Below are 24,194 nucleotides of genomic sequence, written 5' to 3' on the forward strand. Positions count from 1 at the left end.
TTTCTTATCAGAAGGTGTCGTTTCAGTGGACCGGAATGACCGTGGCTTCCGCCGGATTCCACGAAAGAAGAACGCCGGAGCCGACCGGAAAGGCCTCGGGCTGATATTTGTCGATATGCGCCTCGAGCGCGACGGAGTGCCCGTCCGGCAGGCTGGCCGTCAGGTGCGAGACGTGGCCGACCACGTCGAACCGCTCGATCCGCGCATCAACGACATTGCCGCCGATCTTGGCGACAAGACGCTCGCGCAACTGGGTGTCGGCCGCATGCACCTCGATCGCTTCAGCGGGAATGACCAGATTGACCTTGGTCTTACCGGGCACAGCACCGTTGGCGCGCCCCGACAGCATGCCGACGGGCGTGGACACGGCGATATTATCTCCATGTGCGCCCTGTACTTCACCCTGGAGGATCGTGTTGCGGCCGATGAACTGCGCCACAAAGGGCGTGTTGGGTCTGGTGTAAAGCTGGTGCGGCGGGCTGATCTGCTCGACACGGCCCTGGTTCATCACGACGATGCGGTCGGACAGCGCCAGTGCTTCCGACTGCGCGTGGGTGACGAAGATGAAGGTGATGCCGAGTGTTTTCTGCAGCAGCTTCAGCTCGTTCTGGATCGCCTTGCGCAGATTGGCATCGAGCGCGCCCAGCGGTTCATCCAAAAGAAGAATATCCGGTTCGACAACGAGGCCGCGTGCCAGCGCGATGCGCTGGCGCTGGCCACCCGACAACTTGTCCGGCTTGCGATCGGCGATATCCTCCAGGCCGAGTGTCGCCAGGATGCGATCGACCTTGGCATCACGCTCCGCCCTTGCCATGCCCTTGACCTCCAGACCGTAGCCGACATTGCGGCGCACGGTCATGTGCGGAAACAACGCATAACTCTGGAAGATCATCGAGGTCGGCCGCCCCTGCGGCGACACGTCGTTCATCCGCACGCCCTTGATCATCATGTCGCCGGTGGAAATCCCCTCGAAGCCGGCAATCATCCGCAGCGTCGTCGTCTTGCCGCAGCCGGACGGTCCGAGAAACGCGATAAACTCGCCCTTGGTGACCGAAAGGTTGAAGTCGATGACGGCCGGTGTGCCGTTGTCATAGACCTTGCCAACATTTCTGAGTTCGAGGTCGTAGATCATGGGTGTTGCTCCGGACGGTGGGGGATGCGTCTGATTGTGTACCCTCCCCTTGAGAAGGGGAGGGTAGAAAGAAGCTTATGCGCTCAGGAACTCATCCCACTTCTGAATGAGGTGGTCGTATTCATCCGGCCACTGGTGCCAATAGGCGACATTGGCCGCGCGCTCCTCAAGCGATCCCCCGTCCCGAAGATCCCCTTCCTTGATGCCGCGCTCTTCCGCGCCGACCCACGGCTTGCCCTCATACCAGAAGGCATATTTCTCCGGCGCCATGACATCCTTGATGTTCGTCGACGGCGAATAGTAGCCCTGCTCCGAAACCGCGATGCCCGGCTCCCCGGAAAGCCAGTAGTCGGCGTAGGCGATAACGGCTTCCTTGTTGGTCGTACCGGCGATCATCGTTGGGCCGATCGCCCAGCCGCGATAACCTTCCTTCGGCACCGCGTACTTGCAGGGCTTGCCCTGCGCCTTGACGGCCATGACCGCCGGCTGCCAGGCGTCGCAGACGACCATTTCACCCGATGCCATCAAGTTGACGAGCTCGCCGAAATCACCCCACAGCGCGCGGAACTGACCTTCCTTCTTCTTCGAAATCAGGAATGCGGCCGCCTCGTCGATTTCCGCCGCTGTCGCATTGCCGGGGTTCTTGACATCTGAAAGGCCGAGCGTGTTCATCGCCATGATGGCCTGGCCGAAAGCGATCAGCGGATCGGTGTTGAGGCCGGACTTGCCCTTCCACTTCGGATCGAAGATCGCCGCCCAGGTATTTGCTTCCTCGGCGCTGACGACGTCGGGATTGTAGCCGATCGAATCGTAGTTATAGACGGCAGGCACCATGTTGAGCGTGGTCTGCGCCTCGTCGGCCCAGATCTGGCCGGTGATCTGCGATTTCACGTCCCATTTGTCGCTCGGCTTGGTGAACACCTCGCGAATGTTCGCCCAGTTCTTCAACGATGCGGCCGGGATCACTTCGACATTGTTGGTCATGACGATCGACGGCAGACGCTCGGCAATGATTTCCCAGCAATCATAGTCCTTCGAACCGGACAGGATCTTGGTTTGCGCATCCGGGAATGTCGCTGCCGTTCCAGAGGTGCCGCCGACGCCGGACGCCTTTTTGAATTCTTCAAGAATGCGTTCCTGAACCGTGACCGAAAGGCCGATCGTGCGCAGCTGCTGGCCAGCAAGGTCGGCCGCCTGCGCATAGGCTGCGCGCGACGACAGCAGATGCGTGCCGCCGCCGATGGCAAGCGCCATCACGCCTGCGGACCGCTTCAGAAGGGAGCGGCGATTGATTTCCATGTTGGACATGTCTCTTCTCCAGTTGATTGTTGTTCCCCGGACCCCGTTTGATCGCGGCCCCTTCCTCAGTCTCCGCAGGCCGCTGGCGGCGATAACAGCCACCATCAAGCCTCAACGGTTCAGTAGCGCCCCACGAGGAGGCCTCCATCCACGACCAGCACCTGGCCGGTCATGTATCTCGCGTCGTTCGACGCCAGAAATGCGATGACGTCCGCGATATCGTCAGGCGTACCGAGCCGCCCCATCGGGATGAATTCGGCTGCCTTTTCAGCCCCGGCCGGCCCCAGAGAATTCTCTTCGGACAGAAGCTGCGCCGTTCGGATGTATCCGGGCGCGATGCCGTTGACCCGCACGCCGTCCCGCGCCAACTCCACGGCCAGACCGCGCACGAGGCCGATGACACCGGACTTGGCCGCCGAATAATGCACATGCTCGTCCCAGCCATAGGCGATGCCCATGATCGAGGAGAGCGCGACGATGCTGCCGGATTTGCGCGAACGCATGCCGGGAGCCACCGCCCGCGCCAGGCGGAAAATGCCCTTGAGATCGATGTCGAAGGTCAGGTCCCACTTTTCGTCGGTGAGATCTGCCAGCGGCGTGCGGTGTGCGATCCCTGCATTGGCGACGACCACATCGATACCGCCGTGGCGGGCTTCTACGTCTGCCACCAGCGCCTCGGTGGCCTCGGTCGAGCGCACGTCGTAAAGCTGGAATTCGGCCGATCCGCCAGCCGACAGAATGGCCTGCGCTGTCTCCATTCCCTGCTTTTCCAGAATGTCGGTGACGATGACGTGGTCGCCACGCGCAGCAAGCGCTTTGGCCGTCGCCTGCCCGATACCGATCCCGGCGCCGGTGACGATGGCAATAGGTTTCGATGGTACCGTCATGGTTCTGTCCCTCTCACAGCATCACGTCGCCGGAATTCGGCCCGAGCGTCTGGCCGACGAATAGGCTCGCTGCCGGCGATGCGAGGAAGGCGACCGTTTCGGCCACTTCCTCAGGCTCGCCGAAACGCCCAAGCGGCAGTTCGGCCTTCTTGGCGGCGCGCCAGTCGTCGGACAGCGCCATCACCAGCGGCGTGTTGATCGGCCCCGGCGCCACGGCGTTCACCCGCACGCCGCGCTTGGAAACCTCGCGGGCCAGCGCCTTGGTCAGGCCGATGATGGCCGCCTTGGCGCTGGAATAATGCACAAGCTCGACGCCGCCGATCTGGCCAAGTTGCGAGGCGACATTGACGACGACCCCCTCGCCGCGGTCCAGCATCGCCGGCAGCACCGCCTTGGTCATCAGGAAGGTGCCGCGCACATGCACGGCGAACATCCGGTCGAAATCCTTGACCTCGAGATTTTCGAACAGCGCCTGATGGGCGATGCCGGCATTGTTGACGAGAAGATGCGTCTCGCCATGCGCCGTCACCGCAGCGGCGTGGATGGCAGCCACGTCGTCTTCGGATGACACGTCCCCGGCAATGGCGGCAGCGGTTCCGCCTGCCGCCTGAATTTCGCCGGCGACCGCATCGGCCCGGACCAGCGACAGATCGTTGACCATCACCGCGTAGCCCTCGGCCGCCAGCTTGTGGGCGATGGCCCGGCCGATACCGGAGCCGGCACCCGTGACGATCGCGGAGCGCTTTTGCGGCACCATCATGCCTCCTCCTGGATTGCCATCTGCTTGGCGCGGCGCACGGACAGCGTCATCAGCACGGCGTAGACGCCCAGCAGCGCAAAGGAGAACAGTGTGGTCAGCACCCCGAAGGCGAAGACATTCGGATGCACTTCCACCGAGAAAGTGCCGTAGATGGCCAGCGGCAGCGTCAGGTCACGGCCCGAGGCAAACAGCGTGCGCGAGAACTCGTCGTAAGACAGCGTGAAGGCGAACAGCATGGCCGACAGCACGCCCGGAAAGATCAGCGGAAAGGTGATCTTGCGGAAGGTGCGCGCCGGAGAGACCCCGAGCGACCAGGCCGCCTCCTCGACGCTGGGATCGAAGCGATTGAAAATGGCCAGCATAACCAGAAAGGCGAAGGGGAAAGTGTAGACGACGTGCAGCACGAAGGCCGTGCCCCACCAATGGCGGTCGATGCCGAGCGAGTTGGCAACCAGCGCCATGCCGAGGCCGACGAGCACGCCGGGCACCATCATGCCGAGCACGATCAGATAGAACACAAAGCCCGAGCCCTTGAACTTGCGGCGGAACGCCTGCGCTGCCGAAACACCGAGAACCGTCGAGACGACCATCGTCATCACCGCCAGCCCCATCGAGCGAACGAGCGCCTGCTCGATCGGCAACGGTGCGATGCGCGAGGGCGGCGTCAGACCGAAGAGATGCTTGTACCAGTAGGTCGACCATTCGATGATTGGAAACTGCGGTCCGCCTTCCGGCCCTGTCTGGAACGACAGGATCGCCAGAACCACGAGCGGCCCGTACAGGAAGACGAGGAAGAGCGCGGTATAGGTGCCGAGACCGAATTTGATGCCGGTTGCGTTCATGATCAGAGCTCCTTCCTGAGATCGACGATCCTAAGCAAGGCAGCGACCACGGCGCCCATGAGGATCGTCAGCACCACGCCTGCCACCGCCGCGAAGGCCCATTTGAGCGACCCGACCTGGGTAACGATGATGTTGCCGAGCAGGTTGACCTTGCGGCCCGAAAGTGCGGCCGAGGTGGCGAATTCTCCAAGAACCATAACCGAGACGAAGATGCCGCCGACGACCACGCCGGGCATCGACAGCGGCAGGATGATGGTGCGGAAGATGCGGCCGAAACTGGCACCCAGATCCTGTGCAGCCTCGATCACCGAAGGATCGATACGGCCGAGCATGAAAGCGATCGGACCGACCATGAAGACGCAGTAGATCTGCGTCATGCCGATAATGACCGACAGTTCGGAAAACAGCAGGATCTCGATCGGCTGCTGGACGACACCGATCTTCATCAAGATCAGGTTGATCGCACCTTCCTTGCCGAGCATCGGCCGCCAAGCCAAGACGCGGATAAGGAACGAGGTCCAGAAGGGGATGACGCAGAGGACCAGAAGAACGGTCTGTATCGTCTTGTTCCTGACGAACAGACCGACGAAAAGGGCGGCCGGATAGCCGACCAGCACCGTCGAGACCAGCACGATCAGCCAGATGCGCACCGTCGTCCAGAGCGCACCCAGATAGGTCTCGCTGCTGAAGAAGGTGATCCAGCTCTTCAGCGTCAGGGTCGGTTCGATCTTGAAGGTCGTCTGCGTCCAGAACGAAACATACACCATCATCAGGATCGGCAGCACCAGAAACAGCACCATCCAGAGCACGCCGGGCGCCAGCAGCCAGAGCGCGGGGCCGGAGAGCTTCCGTTTGCTGGACGTTTCGACCTGCGTTTCATCGCCAATCGCGACCATCGTCATCTCTCATTCTCCAGAACAGGGAAGGCCGTATGCGACCGGACTTTTTCAGGCAAAGACAAGAGCGTCCTCCCTCTTCCAGACCAGCGCGTAGCGGCCTTTCTCGACATAGGATTGCGGTGCGGAGCGGCTGAGGTGCGATTCCACCTCGAACACTCGGCCGTCATCGAGCGCGAAGAAAGAATTGATTGCCGCCCCGGAATATTCGCTGGCGACGAAATTGCCCTCCAGACGAACCTCCCCCTGAAGGACCGGCGCATTCTGCTCGCGAATATCGACCCGGTCGTAGCGGATCGCATAGGCAGGCTGCGATGCCGGCTGGCGAAAGCCCCCCAGCGCAAATCGTCCGGTCGGACTGACGAAAACATCGCCGGCAACACTGCCGGAAAACAGATTGTAGCAATTAAGAAAGCGCGCGACGGCAGGCGATGCCGGGCGGTTGTAGAGGAGATCGGAGTGAGCGGACTGGGCGATGTGCCCACGGTCGAGCACCAGCACCGTATCGCCCATGGCGAGCGCCTCGCTTTCGCTGCCTGTCACATGCAGGAAGGTGACGCCGCAGCGCTCGCGGATAGCACGCAGTTCGGTGCGCATCCGGGAGCGCAGATTGGCGTCGAGCGCGCCGAGCGGCTCGTCGAGCAGAACCATCTTCGGCTCGGTCACCAGCGTGCGGGCCAGAGCGACGCGCTGGCGCTGGCCACCGGAAATCTGCGTCACGGCCCGGTCTTCAAGGCCCGTCAGTCCGACCAGCGAAATGATGTCGCGCACCCTGGCTTTGACGCTTGCCGCATCGGTGACCGGGTTGAGCTCGCGGTTGACAAGGCCGAAGGCGATGTTTTCCGCGACCGAAAGATGCGGGAACAAGGCGAAATTCTGGAAGACGAAACCGATACCGCGATTGTGTGGCGCGATGTGGTCGATCCGCTTGCCGCCGAACAGGATGGCACCCTGTTCCGGCTCCTCGAAACCGGCAATCACCCGCAGAAGCGTGGTCTTGCCGGACCCGCTCGGGCCGAGAAGCGAGATATAGGCATCATCGGGCAAGGCGAGTTCGATCCTGTCCAGCGCCTTGAGGTCGCCGTAGGATTTCGAGACGTTCATCAGTTGAAGAGCTGCCGACATCGCTATCCTGCCAGTTTCAAAGGCAAGGAACATTCTTCCAGCAAAGCTTCGCCCATACCCGAACCGCTGATAGGTCCCGGCAGGCAAGCAAAAGCCGTTCGCGCAAACATCACACGCGCGTCAAGAGATGTTCCTTGCCGTTTTGATAAAGTTCCACCTGTTACGCTTCTTGCGAGCGCTTGCATTGCAAAAACTATGACACGAATGGTTTTTGTATTCAATAGGCTTTTTATAAAATCAAAACATGTCGGCTCGACGCACCCCCAAGACAGAGGGATCGCCCTTCAAAAACCAGCACATCTCTTTCGCGCCGCAGGCGATCGACGCAAATCTGAACACACTTCGCGCGGCATAATAGGACTATTTTCAACCAAACTGGCAATAAACCGCAGCAGATCATCAAGCAGCAGAGTGCTGCCTGCCTTATCGGGTCGACCTCAACCCGCGGTCGCCACCCACCCATTCATTTTCTCGACAAAATGAATTTTATCGTGCCTTTGTATTCAATAATCATTTTATTTTTGCCCTGTCCTTACTCCCGGCAAATGCGTAAAACTGGATTTAGGACATGGGCCAGAGGGAAAGCGGCGGATTTCATGACCGAAGATCGAACCAGATCGACCGCACAGAAGCGATACGAAATCGCCGAGGATATTCTGCGCAATAACATTATCGACGGCGTTCTGCCGGAGGGTCTGGTGCTGCTCGAAGGTCCCATTGCGGACATCCTGCAAATTTCGCGCGCGCCTGTTCAACGTGCGCTGCAAACCCTTGAAACCGAGGGGCTTCTGCATCGCTTCAACGGCCGGGGCTATCTCGTCGGAGCGCCGAATCGAGGCATCGAGCCCAACCGCACCGATATCAAGACGCTTGGACTGCACATTACGAGCCATGCCGACGAGGCACTTCAGAGCAGGTCGTCCTGGGAGCGCATCTACAATACCGTCGAGGCGGATGTGGCCGGATGCGTCGTGTTCGGCCAGTACCGCATCGTCGAGATCGAGCTTGCAAACCATTTCAACGTCAGCCGCACCGTCGTGCGCGACGTGCTGACCCGGCTGCGCGAGCGCGGGCTCGTGCGCAAGAACCAGAGTTCGCACTGGATCGCCGGCCCGCTGACGGCCCAGATCGTCAAAGATCACTTCGTTCTGCGGCGCATGCTGGAACCACAAGCTATCGTTGTCGGAGCAGGGCATATCGACCACGCCGTCCTGACCGATCTGTTTACCCGCCTCTCCACGCTGGAGCAGCATCAGCCGAAAGATTATCTCGGTGCGGTCGAGGCCATCCAGTCCAGCTTCATCGAAACCTGTGTTCTGGCGACACCGAACGAACGGCTGAAGGATCTGATCCGCAACAATCTTCTGCCGGTGACGGCGACCGAGCGTCTGCTTCGCCGCCTTGGCCTTCCCGGCGATCCGGCGATCATCACCGAGCTTCGGCTGATCGCCGAGCTGCTGATGCGTGGCGCGGCGACGGCCGCTGCCGCTATGATGGAGAGCCACCTCGATGCCTCCGTCAACCGCACGATCGCCCAGATGAAGATCGTTGCGATCATTCCAGGGCCGAGCGTCACGGCCGATTATCTGACGCGGGTGATGGAATAGCGGCAGCGCCGACTTGCCTTTCCCGCTGCCACAGTCGCCATGTCGCAAAGCCCGCATCGGACCGCCCTTCCTTAGGCCACTGCCGTGCGAAGGCTGGTCAACAGGGCTTGGCCTTCCGCCCGCGCCTTGAGCGCCTCGTCCATCGTCACCTTGACGAAGCGGGTGGGCGTATGAGGCTGGAGCTGGCCGATAAGATCCATGTCGGCGGAGATGACCGTTCCAACCATGAAGTAGCCGCCACCCGAGACGGCGTCGCGGTGCAGGATGATCGGTTCGGTGCCGCCGGGGACCTGAATGGAGCCATAGGGATAGCAGCTGTCGACGATGTTGGACGGATCGGAACCCGCGCCAAAAGGTTGCTCGCGCTCAACGAAATCGAGCTTGCGTCCGCCCTTGAAGCGATAACCCATGCGGTCGGCCTCGTTGGCGACTTTCCATTCGTCGGCGAAGAAGTTTTGCTGCGATTCTTCCGTGACGCGGTGCCAGTAGAGGCCCGGCAAAACGCGAAGCTCCGCCAGCACGGCCGGCTTGCGGCGCAAATCCTCGGTGACCGTCCGACCCTCGGTCGCAAAGCTGGCAGTGCCGACCGGAAGCTCGTCGCCGGCTGCGATCGCCCGGCCCTTGTAGCCGCCGAGCGCGCCGATCGGATAGGTCGAGCGGCTGCCAAGTGCTTCCGGCACATCGATGCCGCCCGAGACAGCGATGCAGATACGTGCGCCGGATCTGAGGTAGTCGAAGGTCAGGGTCTGCCCGGCCTTGACCTTGAAGGCGGTCCAGCCGGGTTGCGCGACGCCGTCGACCTTGGCCGGCATCTCGGCGCCGGTGACGGCAACCAGTGCGTCCTTGGTGAACTCGAGCTTCGGCCCGATGAAGACGGCTTCAAGCCCGGCAGCACCCTCGTCATTGCCAACGAGCAGGTTTGCCGCCCGCATCGCATAACGGTCCATCGCACCGCCGACGGGTATGCCGAGGTGGAAATAGCCGGGCCGGCCGAGATCCTGGACGGTGGTGGCGAGACCATGATGGAGAACCTTAATGGCCATTGAGCATGCCCTCCAGCGTGGCGTTGTAGCCGTCGATGTCCTTCTGGAACTCCCTGAGATCGAAGCTGACCTCGCGGATCGGCGGAGCAAACCGGCCCTTGTCGACATCCTCGACCGCCTGGTCGTAGGCATCGCGGCCGATCGGCTTGAACTTGACGATGTCGCCGGGGCGGAAGAACACCATGAAGTCTCGGAGATAGCTGGTGGTCTGGGTCGGATCGAAGATCGGCATGGGAGTGATGCCGAACATCTGGTAACCGCCGGCACCGCGCACGGAGTAGATGCAGCCGAAGCAACCGCCATGGCCGACGGTCAGTCTCGGGGTATCGGTGCGCGGGCGAAGGTATTTCGGAACCTGGATCTGCCTTTGGCGCTCGACCATCTGATACATGAACGGCAGCCCGGCGACGAAACCGACCATCGAGACGAACCAGGGCGAACCGGAATGGGCGGCGACGAAATCATCGACCGAACCGAAATTGTTGATGCGGGCGGCGTAGTCGAGATCGGTGCCCGCGGGATCCTGGTGGCGCTCGCGGAAGCGCATCAGCGTTTCGTGCGTCCAGGGGTCATTGTAGAACACCGGAATTTCGACGATGCGGGTCTTGATGACGGGTTCGGCCTTGCTGGCTGCTCCTTCGATCGACTTTACCTCCCGCAGGATATCGTCGGGGTGGATGATGTCGGGATTGAACTTGATCTGGAACGATGCGTTGGCCGGGCAGATTTCGGTCACCCCCTTGATGCCGCTTTCGCGCACCCCGGTTGCCATCGACAGACTGGTGAAAAAGGCTTCGAGCGACATCTCCTCACTGCATTCGATGAACAGATGCTCATCGCCCCCGAACGTATATCGTATGCTCATCAGGCAACCTCCGCGGTCTTGCCGGAAAGACCGGCGAATTCGGTTTCAAGCCATGTTTCGAGGAAGCGGGTGTGGAACGCGCCGCGCCGGACGCTCTCGTCGCTTACAAGCGCCAGATGCAGCGGCACCGTCGTTGGGATGCCGGTAATCGTCAGGCCTTCGAGCGCGCTCTTCAGCCGCTCAAGGCATGCGTCGCGGCTTTCGGCCCAGACGATCAGCTTGCCGACGAGCGAATCGTAGAACGGCGGGATGGAATAACCTTCGTAGAGCATAGTGTCGAAACGGATGCCTTCACCCTCGGGAACTTTCAGCGTCTCGATCCGCCCAGGTGCCGGCATGAAGTTGCGGGACGGATCCTCGGCATTGATGCGGCATTCGATGGCGTGGCCGCGCGCGACGATATCCTTCTGGGCGATCGACAGGTTGGCGCCGGCGCAGACCTTGATCATCTCCTGAACGAGGTCGATGCCGGTGATCATCTCGGTCACCGGATGCTCGACCTGGATGCGTGTGTTGACCTCGATGAAATAGAATTCGCGGGCGATCTCGTCGTAGAGATATTCGACCGTGCCGGCGCCGCGATAGCCGACCTCCCTGGCAAGCGCGACAGCGCTAGCGCACAGCTTTTCACGCACGGCCGGTGGCAGCAGGAAAGACGGCGCTTCTTCCCAGACCTTCTGGCGGCGGCGCTGCAGCGAGCACTCGCGCTCGAAGCAATGGATGAAACTTTCACCGTCTCCGAGGATCTGAACTTCGACATGACGGGCCTTGGTAATGACCTTCTCAAGATAAAGTCCGCCGTCGCCGAAGGCGGCAGCAGCTTCTGCCGAGGCCTGCGGGAAATGCCGCTCGAGATCGCCCATGTCGTCGGCGATGCGAATGCCGCGCCCGCCGCCGCCGGCAGCGGCCTTGATCATGATGGGGAAGCCGGTGTTGTTCGCGATGACGCGAGCCTCGTCGAGGCTGGCGATCCGTCCGGCACTGCCGGGAACGGTCGGCACGCCAGCGCGGGCGGCCACCGCGCGGGCGGCGACCTTGTCGCCGAGCAGGCGGATCGCGTCACCCTTCGGGCCGATGAAGGTCAGGCCGGCAGCCTCGACCGCGTCGGCGAAATCGGCATTTTCGGAGAGGAAGCCATAGCCCGGGTGCACTGCATCGACGCCGGTCGCCTTGGCCGCAGAAACAACTGCATTGATATCGAGGTAGGATTTGGCGGCGGATGGCGGGCCGATGTTGACGGCCTCGTCGGCAAGCTTCACGGCCAGCATATCGGCGTCTGCGACGCTATGAACCTGTACGGTGCGGATGCCGAGCGCCTTTGCCGCCTTGATGATACGCACCGCGATCTCGCCGCGGTTAGCAACGAGGAGCGAGCGGATGGTCATGCCTCCACCTCTGCAATCACCTGGCCGGCCATGACAGGCTCTTCATTATCGACGAGGAAGCGGATGGCCTTGCCGTCGAGGCCTGCGGGAATTTCCTGGAACGTCTTCATCACCTCGATCATGCCGATGGTGTCGGCGCTTGCGACCGCATCGCCGTCCGCCTTGAAGGGGGCCGCGTCCGGCGCCGGCGTCCGGTAGAACGTGCCCGGCAAGGGCGATCTGATTTCGAGCTTGCTCATGTCTCTCTCCGCTTAAAAGTCTCAGTGGCGTGCGATTTCCGAAATCGGCGCGATGCGGATGCCGTTGGCATTCAACGCCTCGCGCATCTGGCGCACGATATCGAGCGCGCCGAGCGTATCGGAATGGAAGCAGATGGATTCAAAGGCGATGTCGACATCGCTGCCGGTGACTGTCCTGACCTTGCCTTCCCTGCAGGCGCGCACGACCTTTCGGGCAATCGCGGCGGGATCGGGACGCCCGGCATCGCGGGTAAAGACGATCGAACCGGTGTCGTCATAATCGCGGTCCGCATAGAACTCGCGCACGACCGGCTGGCCGGCTTCCTTTGCGACACGATAGGTCGCCGAACCGCCCATGCAGAAGATGTAGGCATTGGGCTCGACGGTGCGCATGTACTGCACGAAGATCTGCGAGAGTTCGGCGTTGACAGCCATTTCCATATAGAGAGCACCGTGCGGCTTCACATGCTGCAGGCGAGCGCCGTGGCGACGCGCGAACTCTCGCAGCGCGCCGACCTGATAGACCATGTCGTTGACCAGTTCCTTTGCCGTTCCGGCGATCTTGCGGCGGCCGAAACCCTGAAGATCATTATAGCCTGGATGCGCGCCGATGCCGACGCCATGCTCCGTTGCGAGACGAACCGTCTGGTCCATGAGGTTGGGATCGCCGGCGTGAAAGCCGGCGGCGATATTTGCCGAGCTGATCAGCCCCATCAGCGTTGTGTCATCGGTATCGCCTACGCGCCACCGGCCGAAAGCTTCGCCCATGTCGCAATTGATGTCTACTGCATCGATCAACGTACTGTTCCTCGCCTGCCTGCAATGGGGCCACGTTTCCGTCTGCCGCTTTTTTGACAAAAAAGGCTAGGATGAATTAATTCATTTGAAAAATTCAATTTTTATATGCTTAGTATCTGAAAATCAGAACGCAGTGCTTAAATTTGGCGCACGTCGGAAGCATGTGATTTCAATCAGTTCGGACGAGCGTGCGCCTTTGCGTGCGGATATATGCTGCTTTTTGCGTCGGCTCTTCTGATTTTCCGATGGCATGTCTTGGATTATTGAATAGGAAGGCATCGTCATGGCGCTCAGTCTCCGACAGCTTCGTTATTTTGTCGCGACCGCGGAACTCGGCCAGATATCGCAAGCTGCGGTAGATCTTTCCATTTCGCAGTCCGCCGTGACGACAGCGATCAAGGAACTGGAGCAGACCGTCGGCGCCAGCCTGTTCATCCGTGCCCCACACGGCATGGACCTGACGGCGGCCGGGCGCCAGTTCCTGTCGCATGCCTATGACATCCTGAAAAAGGTGGATGAGGCAACGCATCTGAACGTCGTCAACAACGAAGTCGAGGGTACCCTGACGGTAGCGGCAACCTATACCGTCATCGGCTATTTTCTGCCGCTGCACATCGAACGGCTGCGGCGCCTCTTCCCCAAGCTCGATATCCAGCTCTTCGAATTGACACGCGAATCGATCGAGGAAGGTCTTCTGACCAACCGCTATGATATGTCGGTGCTACTCACCTCCAACATCCTCAACCCATCGCTTGTGACGGAAAAGGTGTTGAGTTCGACCCGTCGCCTGTGGGTGCCGACACAGCATCACCTGCTACAGGCAGATTCAGTCGGTTTGGAGGAAATCGCCGAGGAACCTTACATCATGCTGACCGTCGATGAGGCGGCCCATTCGTCGCTGAAATACTGGAGCGCCTCGCCCTACCAGCCCCAGGTGATCCTGCGCACGTCGTCCGTCGAGGCGGTGCGATCCCTTGTCGCCAACGGCCAAGGCGTGGCAATCCTCTCCGATATGGTGCACCGGCCTTGGTCACTGGAGGGTCGGCGGATCGAAACAATCAATGTGCGTGACCCGGTGCCGGCCATGGATGTTGGTCTTGCGTGGCGTAGGAACATCGAACTTTCACCGCCGATGCTCGCCTTCCGATCCTATTTCCAGCAGGCATTCCACCTGCCAGGGAATGCGCGCTAAAACTATAGCTTGTATTGCTCGCCTTGAGCGGAATCGGAACCCTCGGCACCTCATTTCTTGCGCCGAAGTTCATGATTTGGTTTCAACGATTTACCAATCAGCTTGGTCAAGAGGTCAGCGCGTTGTTGAGGTCATGCAACCCGACCAGCAGCATCATGGGGTCGGACGGGGAAGGCAGGAAGCCAACCGCTTCGTAGAAGGCTCTTGCGTCATCCGAAATCGCATGGACCAAAACGCCGCGAATCCCAAGTATCTCGGCGGCATTGATCAAGCGCAGACCTGCGTCGCGCACTAACGCCCTGCCGAAACCACGTCGCTGATAGGTTTGATCAATGGCAAGGCGTCCAAGCACGGCGACTGGTATCGGATCAGGCATGTTCCGCCGGAAACGTCCCGGCGCTTCCGATTGCTTTACCGCGCCGGAAGCGAGTGCGTAGTAGGCAATGACGCGGTTGGCCTCACACACGACGAAGGTACGCGATGCGCCGCTCGCCTGATTGGCGCGGGCGCGGAGACGCAGCCAATCGTCAAGCTCAGGGACACCAGAATGGAATTCGGCTAGCTCGTGATGATCAGCAAGTGGCGCGGGTGGGCTTAACGTCACACCTCATCCCACGGCGCTTTGGTCGACATGGTTCGTTTAAGACGCTCATTCGGCTGTGTTGGCGCATCGAGCCGGGCCAGATACTCTGCGTAGATTTCTGCGCTGACAGTAAAGGACGTCCGGTCAAGTAGTACTTCCTTGGCACGGCGCTCGGAAGCCTCCAGCATGAAATCTGTACGTGTCTTGCCTAGCATCTCAGCGGCGCGGTCAATCAAGTTGCGCGTCGCAGGCTTGATGCGCATATTCAGCGGCACGCTTGCGTCCGGGCTTTTGCGCGTGTGTGAGGTCGGCATGGGAGCTCCTGTCTACAAGGACCATATAGCGTAACGACATCATCTTTACAAGATTCGTAAAGATGATGTCGTTACGCGTTCATTCTCACCTCTTGAAAGGATGTAGGAACTGAAAGGTTCACACCTGTCGTTAACTCTGCAGGACTTCGTTGGTGCCAACTAGCGGCGCGAGCGGCGCGCCGCCAGATTTTGATCACGTAAACCCTTCGAGCACCACCTTGCCGATCGTCGAACCGCTTTCGAGCTGCTCGTGAGCGTTGTCAGGTTTGCCGCATTGGTCATCCCAAGGTCGGGATTTGCGTTCCGAAATCGGGTGGTTGTCAGAATGCCAGACAACTTTCCCGGCAGTTTAAATGCGTAAATTTCTTGGCTTGGCGGCGTTGCCTATGCTGGCGGCGGAGTCCACATCATCATGGTCGCTTGCGGCAAATGCTCCGCCTTCGAGATGATAGACCTTCGGTTCTTCCGAGAAATAATCCTGTATGCCTCTCATAAACGCCTCGTGGTCTTCGCTCGCTTCGAAGCCTTGAGTGTGATCCTCGATCGAGCGCCATCGCACGATCAGGTTGAGGACTTCGGGCGTTTCAATCCCTTGCGCAAGAATATGGCCCCGGTAACCCTCCGCGCGGCTAAGCAAAGGAAGCACTTCGGCGAATGCTTGTCTGAACGCTTCGAGTTGCTCCTTGTGAACGGGCAGCACGGCGATCTCATAAATCATGTTTGCACCTCTAGTGTTGGATGTGAGGGGGTTACGAACCTGCGCGCGTCGTGCCAGCCGACGGATCGACTGCGATCGCGATCTTGCCCCGGACACCGTTGTTCGGCGTCTCGAGCAGCGCATGGGCACGTGAGAGATCGGCGAGTGCATAGACAGCGCCAACGTGCGGCCGCAGCTGGCCACGCTCGACCAGGGTGCTCAACTCATCGAGCTTACCGCGGTTCTGTCTGGTGAAGACGAAGTGATAACTTGCGTTCTTGCCCCAGGCTTCGATCAGGTTCTGCGGCTGTGCGATATCCACGATCGAGACAATGCGGCCAAGCTGTGCGAGCACGTCCGGGCTGCGGGCCAATGTGTCGCCGCCGATCGTGTCGAACACGACATCGACTCCGCGACCATCCGTTTCCCGCATGATAGTGCTGATATAGTCTTCCTGCTTATAGTCGATGACGACATCAGCGCCGACACTACGCGCAAATTCGACGTTGTCTTCGCGTACGGTCGTGAAGACTTTGGCGCCGATGGCTTTCGCAACCTGGATCGCCACATGACCGACGCCGCCGGCACCGCCATGGATCAGGATGCTTTCGCCCACGCGCAGAGCGGCGCGGCCGACGAGGGCCTCCCACACCGTCCCGCCGACCAGGCTCAGGCTTGCCGCTTCGAGATGGGTGAGCGAGGCGGGTTTCTTCGCGATGATGTTTTCGTTCGCGACGTGGTACTCGGCATAGCTTCCCGGACCGTCGAAGATCTGCGGCGTGTACCAGACTGCGTCTCCCGGAGCGAACGCCGTCACGCCTGGACCGACGGCTTCGACAACGCCGGAAACATCATGACCGGTAATAGCCGGCAACGGCACATAGTCGCGATAGTCGCCGCGCCGAACCTGGTAGTCCAGGGGATTGATCGATGTGGCATGGACGCGAACCAGGACTTGTCCCGCCTGCGGAACGGGCTTGGGCACTTCGGAAAGCTCGAACGATTCCGGGCCGCCGAAAGAGTTGAGTATCATCGCTTTCATTTTAAATCCTCGTTTCTTGAAGGGAGTGTGCAGCAGCAGTTTTCGGGTTAGCCGCGCTGAACGCCGAATTTGTCACAGCAGACAGGCAAATACGGATCCCGGCTGCCGCAGGGCGTGCAAGCGTTTCGCGAGGCCTAGGGTTGTCCCCCATCCGCCCCAGACACGCTTTGTTGCAGAAGCTGCCCTCGGCAAGCCGCTCGTCTTAACGAGTCGGGTTTGCCGAGGGCTCTGCAGCATGCACGTGATCGGCACTATCGATTGCTCAACCGCCTACGGTTCACTAGCTCCAGCGATCGATCTTCCTTAACCTTGTAGGTTTCCTCATAGCGTGCGCCGCCTGCGTAGAAGCTGTGGGAAAAGATGCTTCCAACAGGAGACTTTTGCAGTTTTGTTTTCGGCTGGCCCTGATACGTGATGCTGCCCGGAATTGGTTCGAGGGCGCGAGCTCTTGTGGCAAGTGCCGTCTGGACTGCCAAGCTGGCCAGTAATACGCTAGTGGCAACAATCGTTCGAGTTCTTACGGTCATAATGCTTTCCTCTTTTGATCTGTACCGATGCGATCGTCGCCCGGTCTGTTTTGAGCACCAGTAGAGCTATGACGGAGGTCATATGCTGTGGTGCCGTCTTGATGGCTCCTACTTAACTTCTTGCGTTTTCTTTCGGTAGCAGCTCTGTTTTAGGATAAGTTTCAAAAAAGCTTTGAAAGCCATCGGCTTGGATGTGGACGACTGAATGTGTTCGCACGCATCGCCCAAAAGCGCAGCTTCAGCTTGAGGTGGTGAGGATGGCTCGATCAAACAGCCGCCCGCTTAACGCCAACTGACGTCTGAAAGTTGAAACGAACCGATTTGCCGGAGGCTCCAACTTCTGAGAAAGTGGAGCCAACATGCGCAATACGACCAACAAACTTCATCGGAAATCCGCGCCCGAGCAGTGCGGATGGTTCTGTATCCCCAAGGCGAGTATTCCTCGCGATGGGCAGCGGCTTCCTCGATCGCCGCCAAGATCGGCTGCTGGGCACAGACGATGAATGAATGGGTGAAGAAGGCGGAAGTGGACGATGCTTCTCGGCCTGGGCTCCCAAACGAAGTCGCCGAGAAGATGAAGGCTCTTGAGCGGGAGAACCGTGTGCTTCGGCAGGCCAATGAGATACTGTGCAAGCGTCCGCTTATTTCGCGATCGCGGAGTTCGACCGCCCATTAAAGCCGTGATCTCCTCCATCGACGGACACCCCTCGGTATCGTGGTCGAGTCGATCTGTAGACTGCTGCAGATTACCCCATCCGCCTACTACGAGAACGTTGACAAACGCCTGGCCCTGGAGCGGTTGTCAGTCCGCCCGCAGCGACATTGCGTTAAAGATCGAGATACGCCGCGTCTTCGAGGCGAACTTCCGCGTCTACGGCCTGCGCAAGGTCTGGCGGCAATTCACGCGGGAAGGCTTTGATACAGTCCGCTGCGCCGTCGCCCCGCTCATCCGATAGACTGGATCTTCAGGGTATCATTCGCGGCAAGCCGATCCGGACAAGACGGCTCCCGCCCGCTTGATCGGGTGAACCGCCAGTTCAAGGCTCCTGCGTCGCCGCCAGGCTCTGGATTTCGGATTTCACCTATGGCGCGCCTCCTCCCACAATGGGGGAGCGTATGTCTGGAATGAAAGGAGGAGTTTGACACTGCCGTGTTCCGTGGCGCAGCTTCGAAGCGGTTGAATTCGCCGCCCTGGTGTGGGTCGACTGGTTCAACCATCGACGGCTTCTGGAGCCCATCGGCAACATCCCGCCAGCCGAAGCCGCACGTACGGCTCGATGCGCCAGCCATGGCCGCATAAGTTAAACGAAATGGCCTTCGGCAACCCGGTGCGGTTCAGCTGTTTGCGCCTGAACAATCACCGGGCTGTTAATCTGTTGATGCTCAACAGGCGAAATCTCTCAAGAGGTTCCACAGGCATTCGATTGGAGAAGGTGCCAAGTACATTGACTACTCCCGCCTTGATCATTGCGCGCTGATGCTGAAATCCGGAATGACTTCGGCTCCGATTTCATCGAGCACTTCGGCTACAGGTCTCCGGCTGAACCTGAGATTCAGCGCGACATGATTGACGCCAAGGGCGCGCAGCTCTTCCAGAAGGACAGACAGCCGCCGGCGTCCGACACGATACCCGAGATGAATGCGGCTTGGCGGCGTATCCGAGTCGTCAGCCAGGTCGAGGTAGAGCGATTGGGCGAGTGGCTTGAACCCTGCCCCAAGGCGGTGAAGTGCTTCACGCCAGCCCGAGGCGACCTGCGCTTGCTGAATGGCGTCGCGCGGATACGTCAGCCAGCCATCGCTATACTCGGCGATCCAGTCCAGCGATTGCTGGCTCCGACCGGTAACGAGGGTTGGCAGTCGGGACGAAAGCGGCTTGGGCACGAGATCACCGCCGCCGCCCAGGTGGCCGTAATGTGCCGACGCATGGACAGGAAATTTCTTCGAAAGCAACGCGTCGACGTAACGGAACGCGTCACGGAAGAGTTCGCCACGCAGGCTCGCATCGCGGCCATAAGCCGGATATTCGACCGGACGGTCGCCCGAGGCGACGCCGAACACGAAGCGGCCGCCGGACAGATGATCCAATGACGCCGCCGCCTTGGCAACATCGATCGGGTGATGGAGCGGTAGGATGACGGCACCTGTCGCGAGTGCGATGGCGGACGTGCGTGCTGCGATCGTTGCGAGCCAAACGAACGGGTCGTAGATCTGCCCCAGATCGCCGAAGCTCGGATCGTTCAGCGGTACGTCGCGCGCCCAGACCGCCGCAAAGCCGAGGCGCTCGGCCCGCTGGGCAAGCTCGATCTGGTCGAGCATCGCCGGCTCAGGACCTTCGAAAGCTTCGATCGGGAAGTAGACCCCGACCGTCAACTGCCCGGGCGCGAACATCGATGCGTACCCGCGGCCGAAACGGCCGGAACCGAGTTTATTTTCGACTGAGGATGAAGCGGTGACCATCGAATTCTCCTTAGGCGGACGAACGATTTGCTCTCGTCCGTCCGCGATATTGCAGAAGTGGCTCAGGCGCCCGCCGCGCCGGAGACGTCGATCACGACCTTGCCGCGCAGGCCGCGTGTGGATCCGTTTTCCAGCAACTCGTGGGCCTCACCCATGCGGGCGAGCGGCAGCGTGGCACCGATGACGGGCTTGACCAGGCCGCGCTCGACCAGGTCGGTGAGCGCATCGAGTTTGCCGCGGTTCTGGCGTGTGAACACGAAATGGTAGGCGGCGTTCTTGCCCCAGGCTTCGATGAGGTTCTGCGGCTTGGCGATGTCGACGAGGCTGACCACGCGACCGGCATCGGCCAACGCGAGCGGGCTTCGCGTGAGCGTATCTCCGCCGATCGTGTCGAAGATGACGTTTACCCCTTCTCCTCCGGTCACCCGGGCGATCGCGTCCACGTAGTCTTCCGCGGTGAAGTCGATCGCCTCGTCGGCGCCGAGCGAACGCACGAAACCGTGGTCGCGGGCAAGCGCCGTCGTGACGACACGCGCGCCCATCGCCTTGGCCACCTGCACCGCGATCGTGCCGACGCCGCCCGCGCCGCCGTGGATGAGGATCGTCTCGCCGGAATTGAGCTGCGCGCGTTGCGCGAACGCCTCCCAGACCGTTCCGCCGACCAGGGTCAGGCTCGCCGCCTCGAGGTGCGTGAGGTTGCGGGGCTTACGGCCGACGAGCTCGACGTCTGCGACGTGCTGCTCTGCGTACGAACCAGCGCCGCCGAAGATCTTCGGCGTGTAGTAAACCTCGTCACCGACTACGAACTCGCGAACGTCCGAACCCACTTCTTCGATGACGCCCGAAATATCGTGGCCGATAATCGCGGGCAACGGCACGTAGGCCGTATAGTCGCCACGACGGATCTGGTAGTCGAGCGGGTTGACGGCCGTGGCATGCACTCTCACGCGCACCTGGCGCGGACCGACCGCCGGCACCGGAACGTCGCGCACTTCAAACGCGTCGGGGCCGCCGAAACGGGTCAGGACGGCTGCCTTCATCGTATTGGTCATGGGTGATATCCTTTCACTGGTTGAGGGATGAGGAGCCGGCTGAGCCATGGCGTCCTCTCGATGCAGATTATTTGCTCTTCCGCCGTTGCATTGAGTAGCGGCCCTGTTTTAGGATCAGTTTCAAATCTTTCTTGAAAGCGGATCCATGGATGTCGACGATCTGAACCTCTTCGTGCGCATCGCCCAGCTCAGCAGCATCAGCGCGGCGGCTCGTGACCTCGGTCTTTCTCCTGCGGCGGCCAGCGCGAGACTGGCGGCGCTCGAGCGAAGGCTGAGCGCCCGGCTTCTCCATCGCACGACGCGTCAGGCGACCTTGACCGAAGACGGTCTTGCCTTCCTGCCTCATGCGGAACATGTCGTACTTGCCGCAGACTCTGCTCGGGCGGCGCTTGGGAGGGAGCAAGCCGCGCCGCGCGGCACGCTTCGGGTGGCGGCACCGGCTTCGTTCGCGCGGATGCATATCGTACCGGGCCTTCCCGACTTCTGTAGCCGGTATCCTGGACTCGCCCTTGACTTGCGCATTTCGGACAGCATCGTCGATCTCGTTGAAGGCGCCTTCGACGTGGCGGTTCGTTATACCGATCTGAGCGATTCGTCCTTCGTCGCGCGGCGGCTTGCGCCGGACAATCGCGTGCTGGTTGCCTCGCCTGGATACTTGAAGCAACGCGGGCAGCCGACGACGCCGGACGACCTGGTGGACCATGCTTGCCTTGTCGTCGGCACGCTCGATCTCTGGACCTTTCGAGGGAAAGATGCGGAACCGATAGAGCGGCGTGTGACCCCGAGCCTTCGCATTAACGACGGCAGCGCCGTGCGCGACGCGGCCTCTGCCGGGCTTGGTATCGCTTTGATGGCCACATGGTGCGCGGCGGACGAGCTGCGCTCTGGCACCCTTGTACCGGCTCTTCCCGCCTACCCGCTGATCTCAACCCAAACGCTGTGGGCACTTTATCCGAGCTCCCGCGAGCTGGCACCGAAGGTGCGGGTCTTCATCGACTGGCTCGTGGAGCGATTTGGACATCAACCGTACTGGGATTCTGGGCTGGAAAAACTTCTGGTCGGCGATCCCTGACCAATACTCCACCGAGGGCCTGAAGCGCACCTCCATGCGGCTTAAAAGCAAGCTCACAAAAGACGTGACGCTGATGTGTCTTCGCCGAAGCGAGGCTTGCCTCGGCACGTCCAAGACAACCCTCTGTGTGACCTGTCCCTGATATGCGGGAACTATCAGGCATTACAACCGTCCTTGGCTTTCATCTGGCGGACCGTCCTGCCCATGCCTCGCAGTCTCAGGCAGAGTCTGAATTTGTCCTCGGGAGACCTTATCGCAATTTGGAAGCGCTGCGATTTCGCATGCCGCAGCCTGGCCAACGCGTCGCTTCGATGCTTCGCGTTGGCCGCACTCGTACATGGCCGTGCTTTAACTGAGTTGCGTCGGCAACCTCTCCACGGAGCTCCGCACCACGCCGTGTAGCGGGCCGTTGCAGTTAGCTTGCAGCTTTACAAGCTTCATCAAAGTTGAACTGGACGGCAGCGGTCGTATTCCTCAAGCGTTAGCGCCACCGTCTACCGTGAGCGTCGCGCCGTTGATCATGTCCGCATTCGAGCTCGCTAGAAACGCTACCATGTGCGCGACCTCGCGGGCATCCGCGAAACGCCCGATCGATGAAAGGCTTCGTTGAAAATCAGCACTCGGACCATCTGCCGGATTTGCCTCGGTGTCGGTTGATCCGGGCGAAACCAGGTTGACAGTTACACCTTGCGCCCCGAGTTCTCGGGACAAGCCACGTGTGAAAGAATGCAACGCCGACTTTGACATTGCGTAGGCCGTCACGCCGGGAAATGGTACGCGGTCTCCGAGCGCCGAGCCAACCGAAATTATACGACCGCCCTTGACGAGGTGCGGGATGACAGCTTTCGAGAACGCGACAGGACCGCGCACGTTGACATCCATAAGAGTTTGGAACTGGTCCAGATCGAGATCAGCGATCGGTCCGGCCAGCCCTATGGCTGCGCTGTTTACCAGGATGTCCAGGCCACCCAGCTTATCGACAGCCGCAGCAACGGCGTGTTTTGCGGAGTCCGCGTCGGCGCTGTCTGCCTGCACGGCCAGCGCGCGCCGCCCGAGTGCTTCGATCTTGGCGACCACAGCCTCGGCGCGATCGGGCGATTTGTTATAGGTGATTGCCACGTCTGCACCGTTTTCGGCCAGCACCACCGCGATCGCGGCGCCAATACCGCGGGAGCCGCCGGTAACAAGGGCCCGTTTTCCATTGATATCAATCATGTCGTATCCTCTTGCTGCATACTGAGAGGGCTCGACGAGCCGGCGGGTCACCGACTTCGCCCCTCCAGCCCGTTCTTAGGCGGGCATGCCGAGGATTAGGATCTACGATCGCACCAAAGGCTTGCCTAATCCTGCCAAATGGATCATGCAATTGAACATGAGAGCGTCTACGAACTTGATCGACAGCTTGCTGAACGATTTGGCACCGGTCGTCGCCGGCCGAACGGGAACCTCCGGGATTTCGACGTCTGTGCCCCGTGTGACAGTGTGGACGAGCACGGTAACGACCCTGCCCACGCCGGCCGTTTTCGAGCCCATGTTTTACGCCGTCATACAGGGGACTAAGCTGCTCATCATGGGCGCCAACCGCTTCGAACTGGAGGCAGGCGCTTGCGCGGCGTCGTCTTTCGGCCTGCCTTTCCTTCACCAGTTCACCGTTGCCACGTCGGCCCTGCCTTACGTTGCCATCAGCCTGCACCTCGATACGACGTTGCTCACCAACGTCATTCTCAGTATGCCCAAACGAGAGGATCGCTGGAGCTGTGCCGTTGCGGCCGGAGATCTAAGCGGTCCGGCGGGTGAGGCTTTCGCTAGGCTTGTCGGGCTGATGAAAACTCCCGACGACATCGGCGTGCTGGGGCCTCATTACGAAAGCGAGCTTTACTACCGCCTGCTCCAGAGTACGATGGGCGACACCTTGCGCCAGATTGGTCAGCGGAAGAAGAGGTTCCAGCAACTCAAAACGTCTGCGGATTGGCTTGCCTCGAACTACAGCGAGCCGGTCGATATCCGCCATCTTGCATCCTCCGCCGGAATGAGCGTCACTTCGTTTCATCGGCACTTCAAAAGGGTCACCGGCTTTAGCCCTCTCGCTTTCCAGCGTCACATCCGTCTTCTGGAAGCACGGAAGCTCTTGGCCGGTGGACTGGCCAACGTGTCGCGTGTCGCTTACGACGTTGGCTACGTCAGCCCGTCGCAGTTCAGCCGCGAGTATAAAAGCATGTTCGGCATTCCGCCTGTTGCCGACCTGCAGCGGTGAAACCCCGGCCTGCGTCTTCGGCCTCATAGGAAGGTCCGGCGAGCAGCACCGGTCCATCGAGAGTGTCGATCAGGTCGGAGACGAAACGGGCGTTGGCGGATAAGCTGCGCAGCAGATTGGCGACCG

Annotated in this window: 24 protein-coding genes, 1 pseudogene and 1 other annotated feature; of the genes and pseudogenes, 5 read left to right on the forward strand and 20 right to left on the reverse strand. The window is 60.5% G+C overall.

What is annotated here, in order from left to right:
* Positions 1–22: 22 nt before the first annotated feature.
* From A6U98_RS11910 to A6U98_RS11940, 7 genes are all read right to left on the reverse strand, one after another.
* Positions 23–1,132, reverse strand: coding sequence for an ABC transporter ATP-binding protein (locus A6U98_RS11910; protein ID WP_064649958.1), 1,110 nt, complete (start codon positions 1,130–1,132; stop codon positions 23–25).
* A gap of 75 nt (positions 1,133–1,207) precedes the next feature.
* A complete protein-coding gene (locus A6U98_RS11915) occupies positions 1,208–2,440 on the reverse strand; it encodes an extracellular solute-binding protein (protein ID WP_064649959.1) in 1,233 nt (410 codons plus the stop codon).
* Between the two features lie 110 nt (positions 2,441–2,550).
* Positions 2,551–3,318: an SDR family NAD(P)-dependent oxidoreductase gene (locus tag A6U98_RS11920; RefSeq protein WP_064649960.1), complete on the reverse strand. Its 768-nt coding sequence runs from the start codon at positions 3,316–3,318 to the stop codon at positions 2,551–2,553.
* A 13-nt stretch (positions 3,319–3,331) separates the two neighbouring features.
* Positions 3,332–4,078: a glucose 1-dehydrogenase gene (locus A6U98_RS11925; RefSeq protein WP_064649961.1), complete on the reverse strand. Its 747-nt coding sequence runs from the start codon at positions 4,076–4,078 to the stop codon at positions 3,332–3,334.
* The gene (locus A6U98_RS11930) at positions 4,075–4,920 is read right to left on the reverse strand and encodes an ABC transporter permease (RefSeq protein ID WP_064649962.1); all 846 of its coding nucleotides are present in this window, start codon (positions 4,918–4,920) and stop codon (positions 4,075–4,077) included. Before A6U98_RS11930 ends, A6U98_RS11925 begins: the two co-directional genes overlap by 4 nt.
* Before the next feature lie 2 nt (positions 4,921–4,922).
* Positions 4,923–5,822 carry an ABC transporter permease gene (locus A6U98_RS11935; RefSeq protein WP_064649963.1) on the reverse strand — a complete coding sequence of 300 codons (900 nt, stop codon included), beginning with the start codon at positions 5,820–5,822 and terminating at the stop codon, positions 4,923–4,925.
* A gap of 45 nt (positions 5,823–5,867) precedes the next feature.
* The gene (locus A6U98_RS11940; RefSeq protein WP_064649964.1) at positions 5,868–6,941 is read right to left on the reverse strand and encodes an ABC transporter ATP-binding protein; all 1,074 of its coding nucleotides are present in this window, start codon (positions 6,939–6,941) and stop codon (positions 5,868–5,870) included.
* Between the two features lie 596 nt (positions 6,942–7,537).
* Between A6U98_RS11940 and A6U98_RS11945 the strand changes: the two genes are divergently transcribed.
* Positions 7,538–8,548, forward strand: coding sequence for a GntR family transcriptional regulator (locus A6U98_RS11945; RefSeq protein ID WP_064649965.1), 1,011 nt, complete (start codon positions 7,538–7,540; stop codon positions 8,546–8,548).
* 71 nt (positions 8,549–8,619) lie between these two features.
* Here the strand turns inward: A6U98_RS11945 and A6U98_RS11950 are convergent, their stop codons facing one another.
* The 5 genes from A6U98_RS11950 to A6U98_RS11970 are packed head-to-tail and all read right to left on the reverse strand — an operon-like array spanning position 8,620 to position 12,878.
* Positions 8,620–9,591 (reverse strand): biotin-dependent carboxyltransferase family protein, encoded by a 972-nt coding sequence (locus A6U98_RS11950; RefSeq protein ID WP_064649966.1) that lies wholly within the window; start codon positions 9,589–9,591, stop codon positions 8,620–8,622.
* Complete coding sequence (locus tag A6U98_RS11955) at positions 9,581–10,456, reverse strand: carboxyltransferase domain-containing protein (RefSeq protein WP_064649967.1); 876 nt, start codon at positions 10,454–10,456, stop codon at positions 9,581–9,583. The genes A6U98_RS11950 and A6U98_RS11955 overlap by 11 nt, the downstream gene beginning before the upstream one ends.
* Positions 10,456–11,841 carry an acetyl-CoA carboxylase biotin carboxylase subunit gene (locus A6U98_RS11960; RefSeq protein ID WP_064649968.1) on the reverse strand — a complete coding sequence of 462 codons (1,386 nt, stop codon included), beginning with the start codon at positions 11,839–11,841 and terminating at the stop codon, positions 10,456–10,458. The genes A6U98_RS11955 and A6U98_RS11960 overlap by 1 nt, the downstream gene beginning before the upstream one ends.
* Positions 11,838–12,080 carry an acetyl-CoA carboxylase gene (locus A6U98_RS11965; protein ID WP_064649969.1) on the reverse strand — a complete coding sequence of 81 codons (243 nt, stop codon included), beginning with the start codon at positions 12,078–12,080 and terminating at the stop codon, positions 11,838–11,840. Before A6U98_RS11965 ends, A6U98_RS11960 begins: the two co-directional genes overlap by 4 nt.
* Before the next feature lie 21 nt (positions 12,081–12,101).
* Complete coding sequence (locus A6U98_RS11970; RefSeq protein ID WP_064649970.1) at positions 12,102–12,878, reverse strand: 5-oxoprolinase subunit PxpA; 777 nt, start codon at positions 12,876–12,878, stop codon at positions 12,102–12,104.
* A 283-nt stretch (positions 12,879–13,161) separates the two neighbouring features.
* On the opposite strand from A6U98_RS11970, the gene A6U98_RS11975 reads away from it, so the two are divergent.
* The gene (locus tag A6U98_RS11975) at positions 13,162–14,070 is read left to right on the forward strand and encodes a LysR family transcriptional regulator (protein ID WP_064649971.1); all 909 of its coding nucleotides are present in this window, start codon (positions 13,162–13,164) and stop codon (positions 14,068–14,070) included.
* A 106-nt stretch (positions 14,071–14,176) separates the two neighbouring features.
* Here A6U98_RS11975 and A6U98_RS11980 read toward each other — a convergent pair whose 3' ends face one another.
* The 5 genes from A6U98_RS11980 to A6U98_RS37620 all read right to left on the reverse strand — a co-directional run bounded on the left by A6U98_RS11980 (position 14,177) and on the right by A6U98_RS37620 (position 17,233).
* Positions 14,177–14,674: a GNAT family N-acetyltransferase gene (locus A6U98_RS11980; RefSeq protein ID WP_064649972.1), complete on the reverse strand. Its 498-nt coding sequence runs from the start codon at positions 14,672–14,674 to the stop codon at positions 14,177–14,179.
* Positions 14,671–14,967: a DUF1778 domain-containing protein gene (locus A6U98_RS11985; RefSeq protein ID WP_064649973.1), complete on the reverse strand. Its 297-nt coding sequence runs from the start codon at positions 14,965–14,967 to the stop codon at positions 14,671–14,673. The genes A6U98_RS11980 and A6U98_RS11985 overlap by 4 nt, the downstream gene beginning before the upstream one ends.
* Positions 14,968–15,316: 349 nt before the next feature.
* Positions 15,317–15,685 carry an antibiotic biosynthesis monooxygenase gene (locus A6U98_RS11990; RefSeq protein ID WP_064649974.1) on the reverse strand — a complete coding sequence of 123 codons (369 nt, stop codon included), beginning with the start codon at positions 15,683–15,685 and terminating at the stop codon, positions 15,317–15,319.
* A 31-nt stretch (positions 15,686–15,716) separates the two neighbouring features.
* Positions 15,717–16,706, reverse strand: coding sequence for a zinc-dependent alcohol dehydrogenase family protein (locus tag A6U98_RS11995; protein ID WP_064649975.1), 990 nt, complete (start codon positions 16,704–16,706; stop codon positions 15,717–15,719).
* Positions 16,707–16,957: 251 nt separating this feature from the next.
* On the reverse strand, positions 16,958–17,233 hold the full coding sequence (locus A6U98_RS37620) for a hypothetical protein (protein ID WP_082933889.1): 276 nt from the start codon (positions 17,231–17,233) through the stop codon (positions 16,958–16,960).
* A gap of 412 nt (positions 17,234–17,645) precedes the next feature.
* On the opposite strand from A6U98_RS37620, the pseudogene A6U98_RS12005 reads away from it, so the two are divergent.
* Positions 17,646–18,533, forward strand: a pseudogene (locus tag A6U98_RS12005) (IS3 family transposase).
* Positions 17,872–17,987, forward strand: a sequence feature (AL1L pseudoknot). It overlaps the preceding pseudogene by 116 nt.
* A 164-nt stretch (positions 18,534–18,697) precedes the next feature.
* Here the strand turns inward: A6U98_RS12005 and A6U98_RS12010 are convergent.
* Positions 18,698–19,690, reverse strand: coding sequence for an LLM class oxidoreductase (locus tag A6U98_RS12010; protein ID WP_064649976.1), 993 nt, complete (start codon positions 19,688–19,690; stop codon positions 18,698–18,700).
* A 62-nt stretch (positions 19,691–19,752) separates the two neighbouring features.
* A complete protein-coding gene (locus A6U98_RS12015) occupies positions 19,753–20,742 on the reverse strand; it encodes a zinc-dependent alcohol dehydrogenase family protein (RefSeq protein ID WP_064649977.1) in 990 nt (329 codons plus the stop codon).
* A gap of 145 nt (positions 20,743–20,887) precedes the next feature.
* Here A6U98_RS12015 and A6U98_RS12020 point away from each other — a divergent pair, with 145 nt between their 5' ends.
* Positions 20,888–21,814, forward strand: coding sequence for a LysR family transcriptional regulator (locus A6U98_RS12020; RefSeq protein ID WP_064649978.1), 927 nt, complete (start codon positions 20,888–20,890; stop codon positions 21,812–21,814).
* A 474-nt stretch (positions 21,815–22,288) separates the two neighbouring features.
* Here the strand turns inward: A6U98_RS12020 and A6U98_RS12025 are convergent, their stop codons facing one another.
* Positions 22,289–23,029, reverse strand: coding sequence for an SDR family oxidoreductase (locus A6U98_RS12025; RefSeq protein WP_064649979.1), 741 nt, complete (start codon positions 23,027–23,029; stop codon positions 22,289–22,291).
* Positions 23,030–23,186: 157 nt separating this feature from the next.
* Here A6U98_RS12025 and A6U98_RS12030 point away from each other — a divergent pair, with 157 nt between their 5' ends.
* Positions 23,187–24,068: an AraC family transcriptional regulator gene (locus tag A6U98_RS12030; RefSeq protein ID WP_082933901.1), complete on the forward strand. Its 882-nt coding sequence runs from the start codon at positions 23,187–23,189 to the stop codon at positions 24,066–24,068.
* Positions 24,069–24,194 lie beyond the last annotated feature (126 nt).

The organism is Rhizobium sp. WYCCWR10014, from assembly GCF_001657485.1.
GTDB lineage: Bacteria > Pseudomonadota > Alphaproteobacteria > Rhizobiales > Rhizobiaceae > Rhizobium.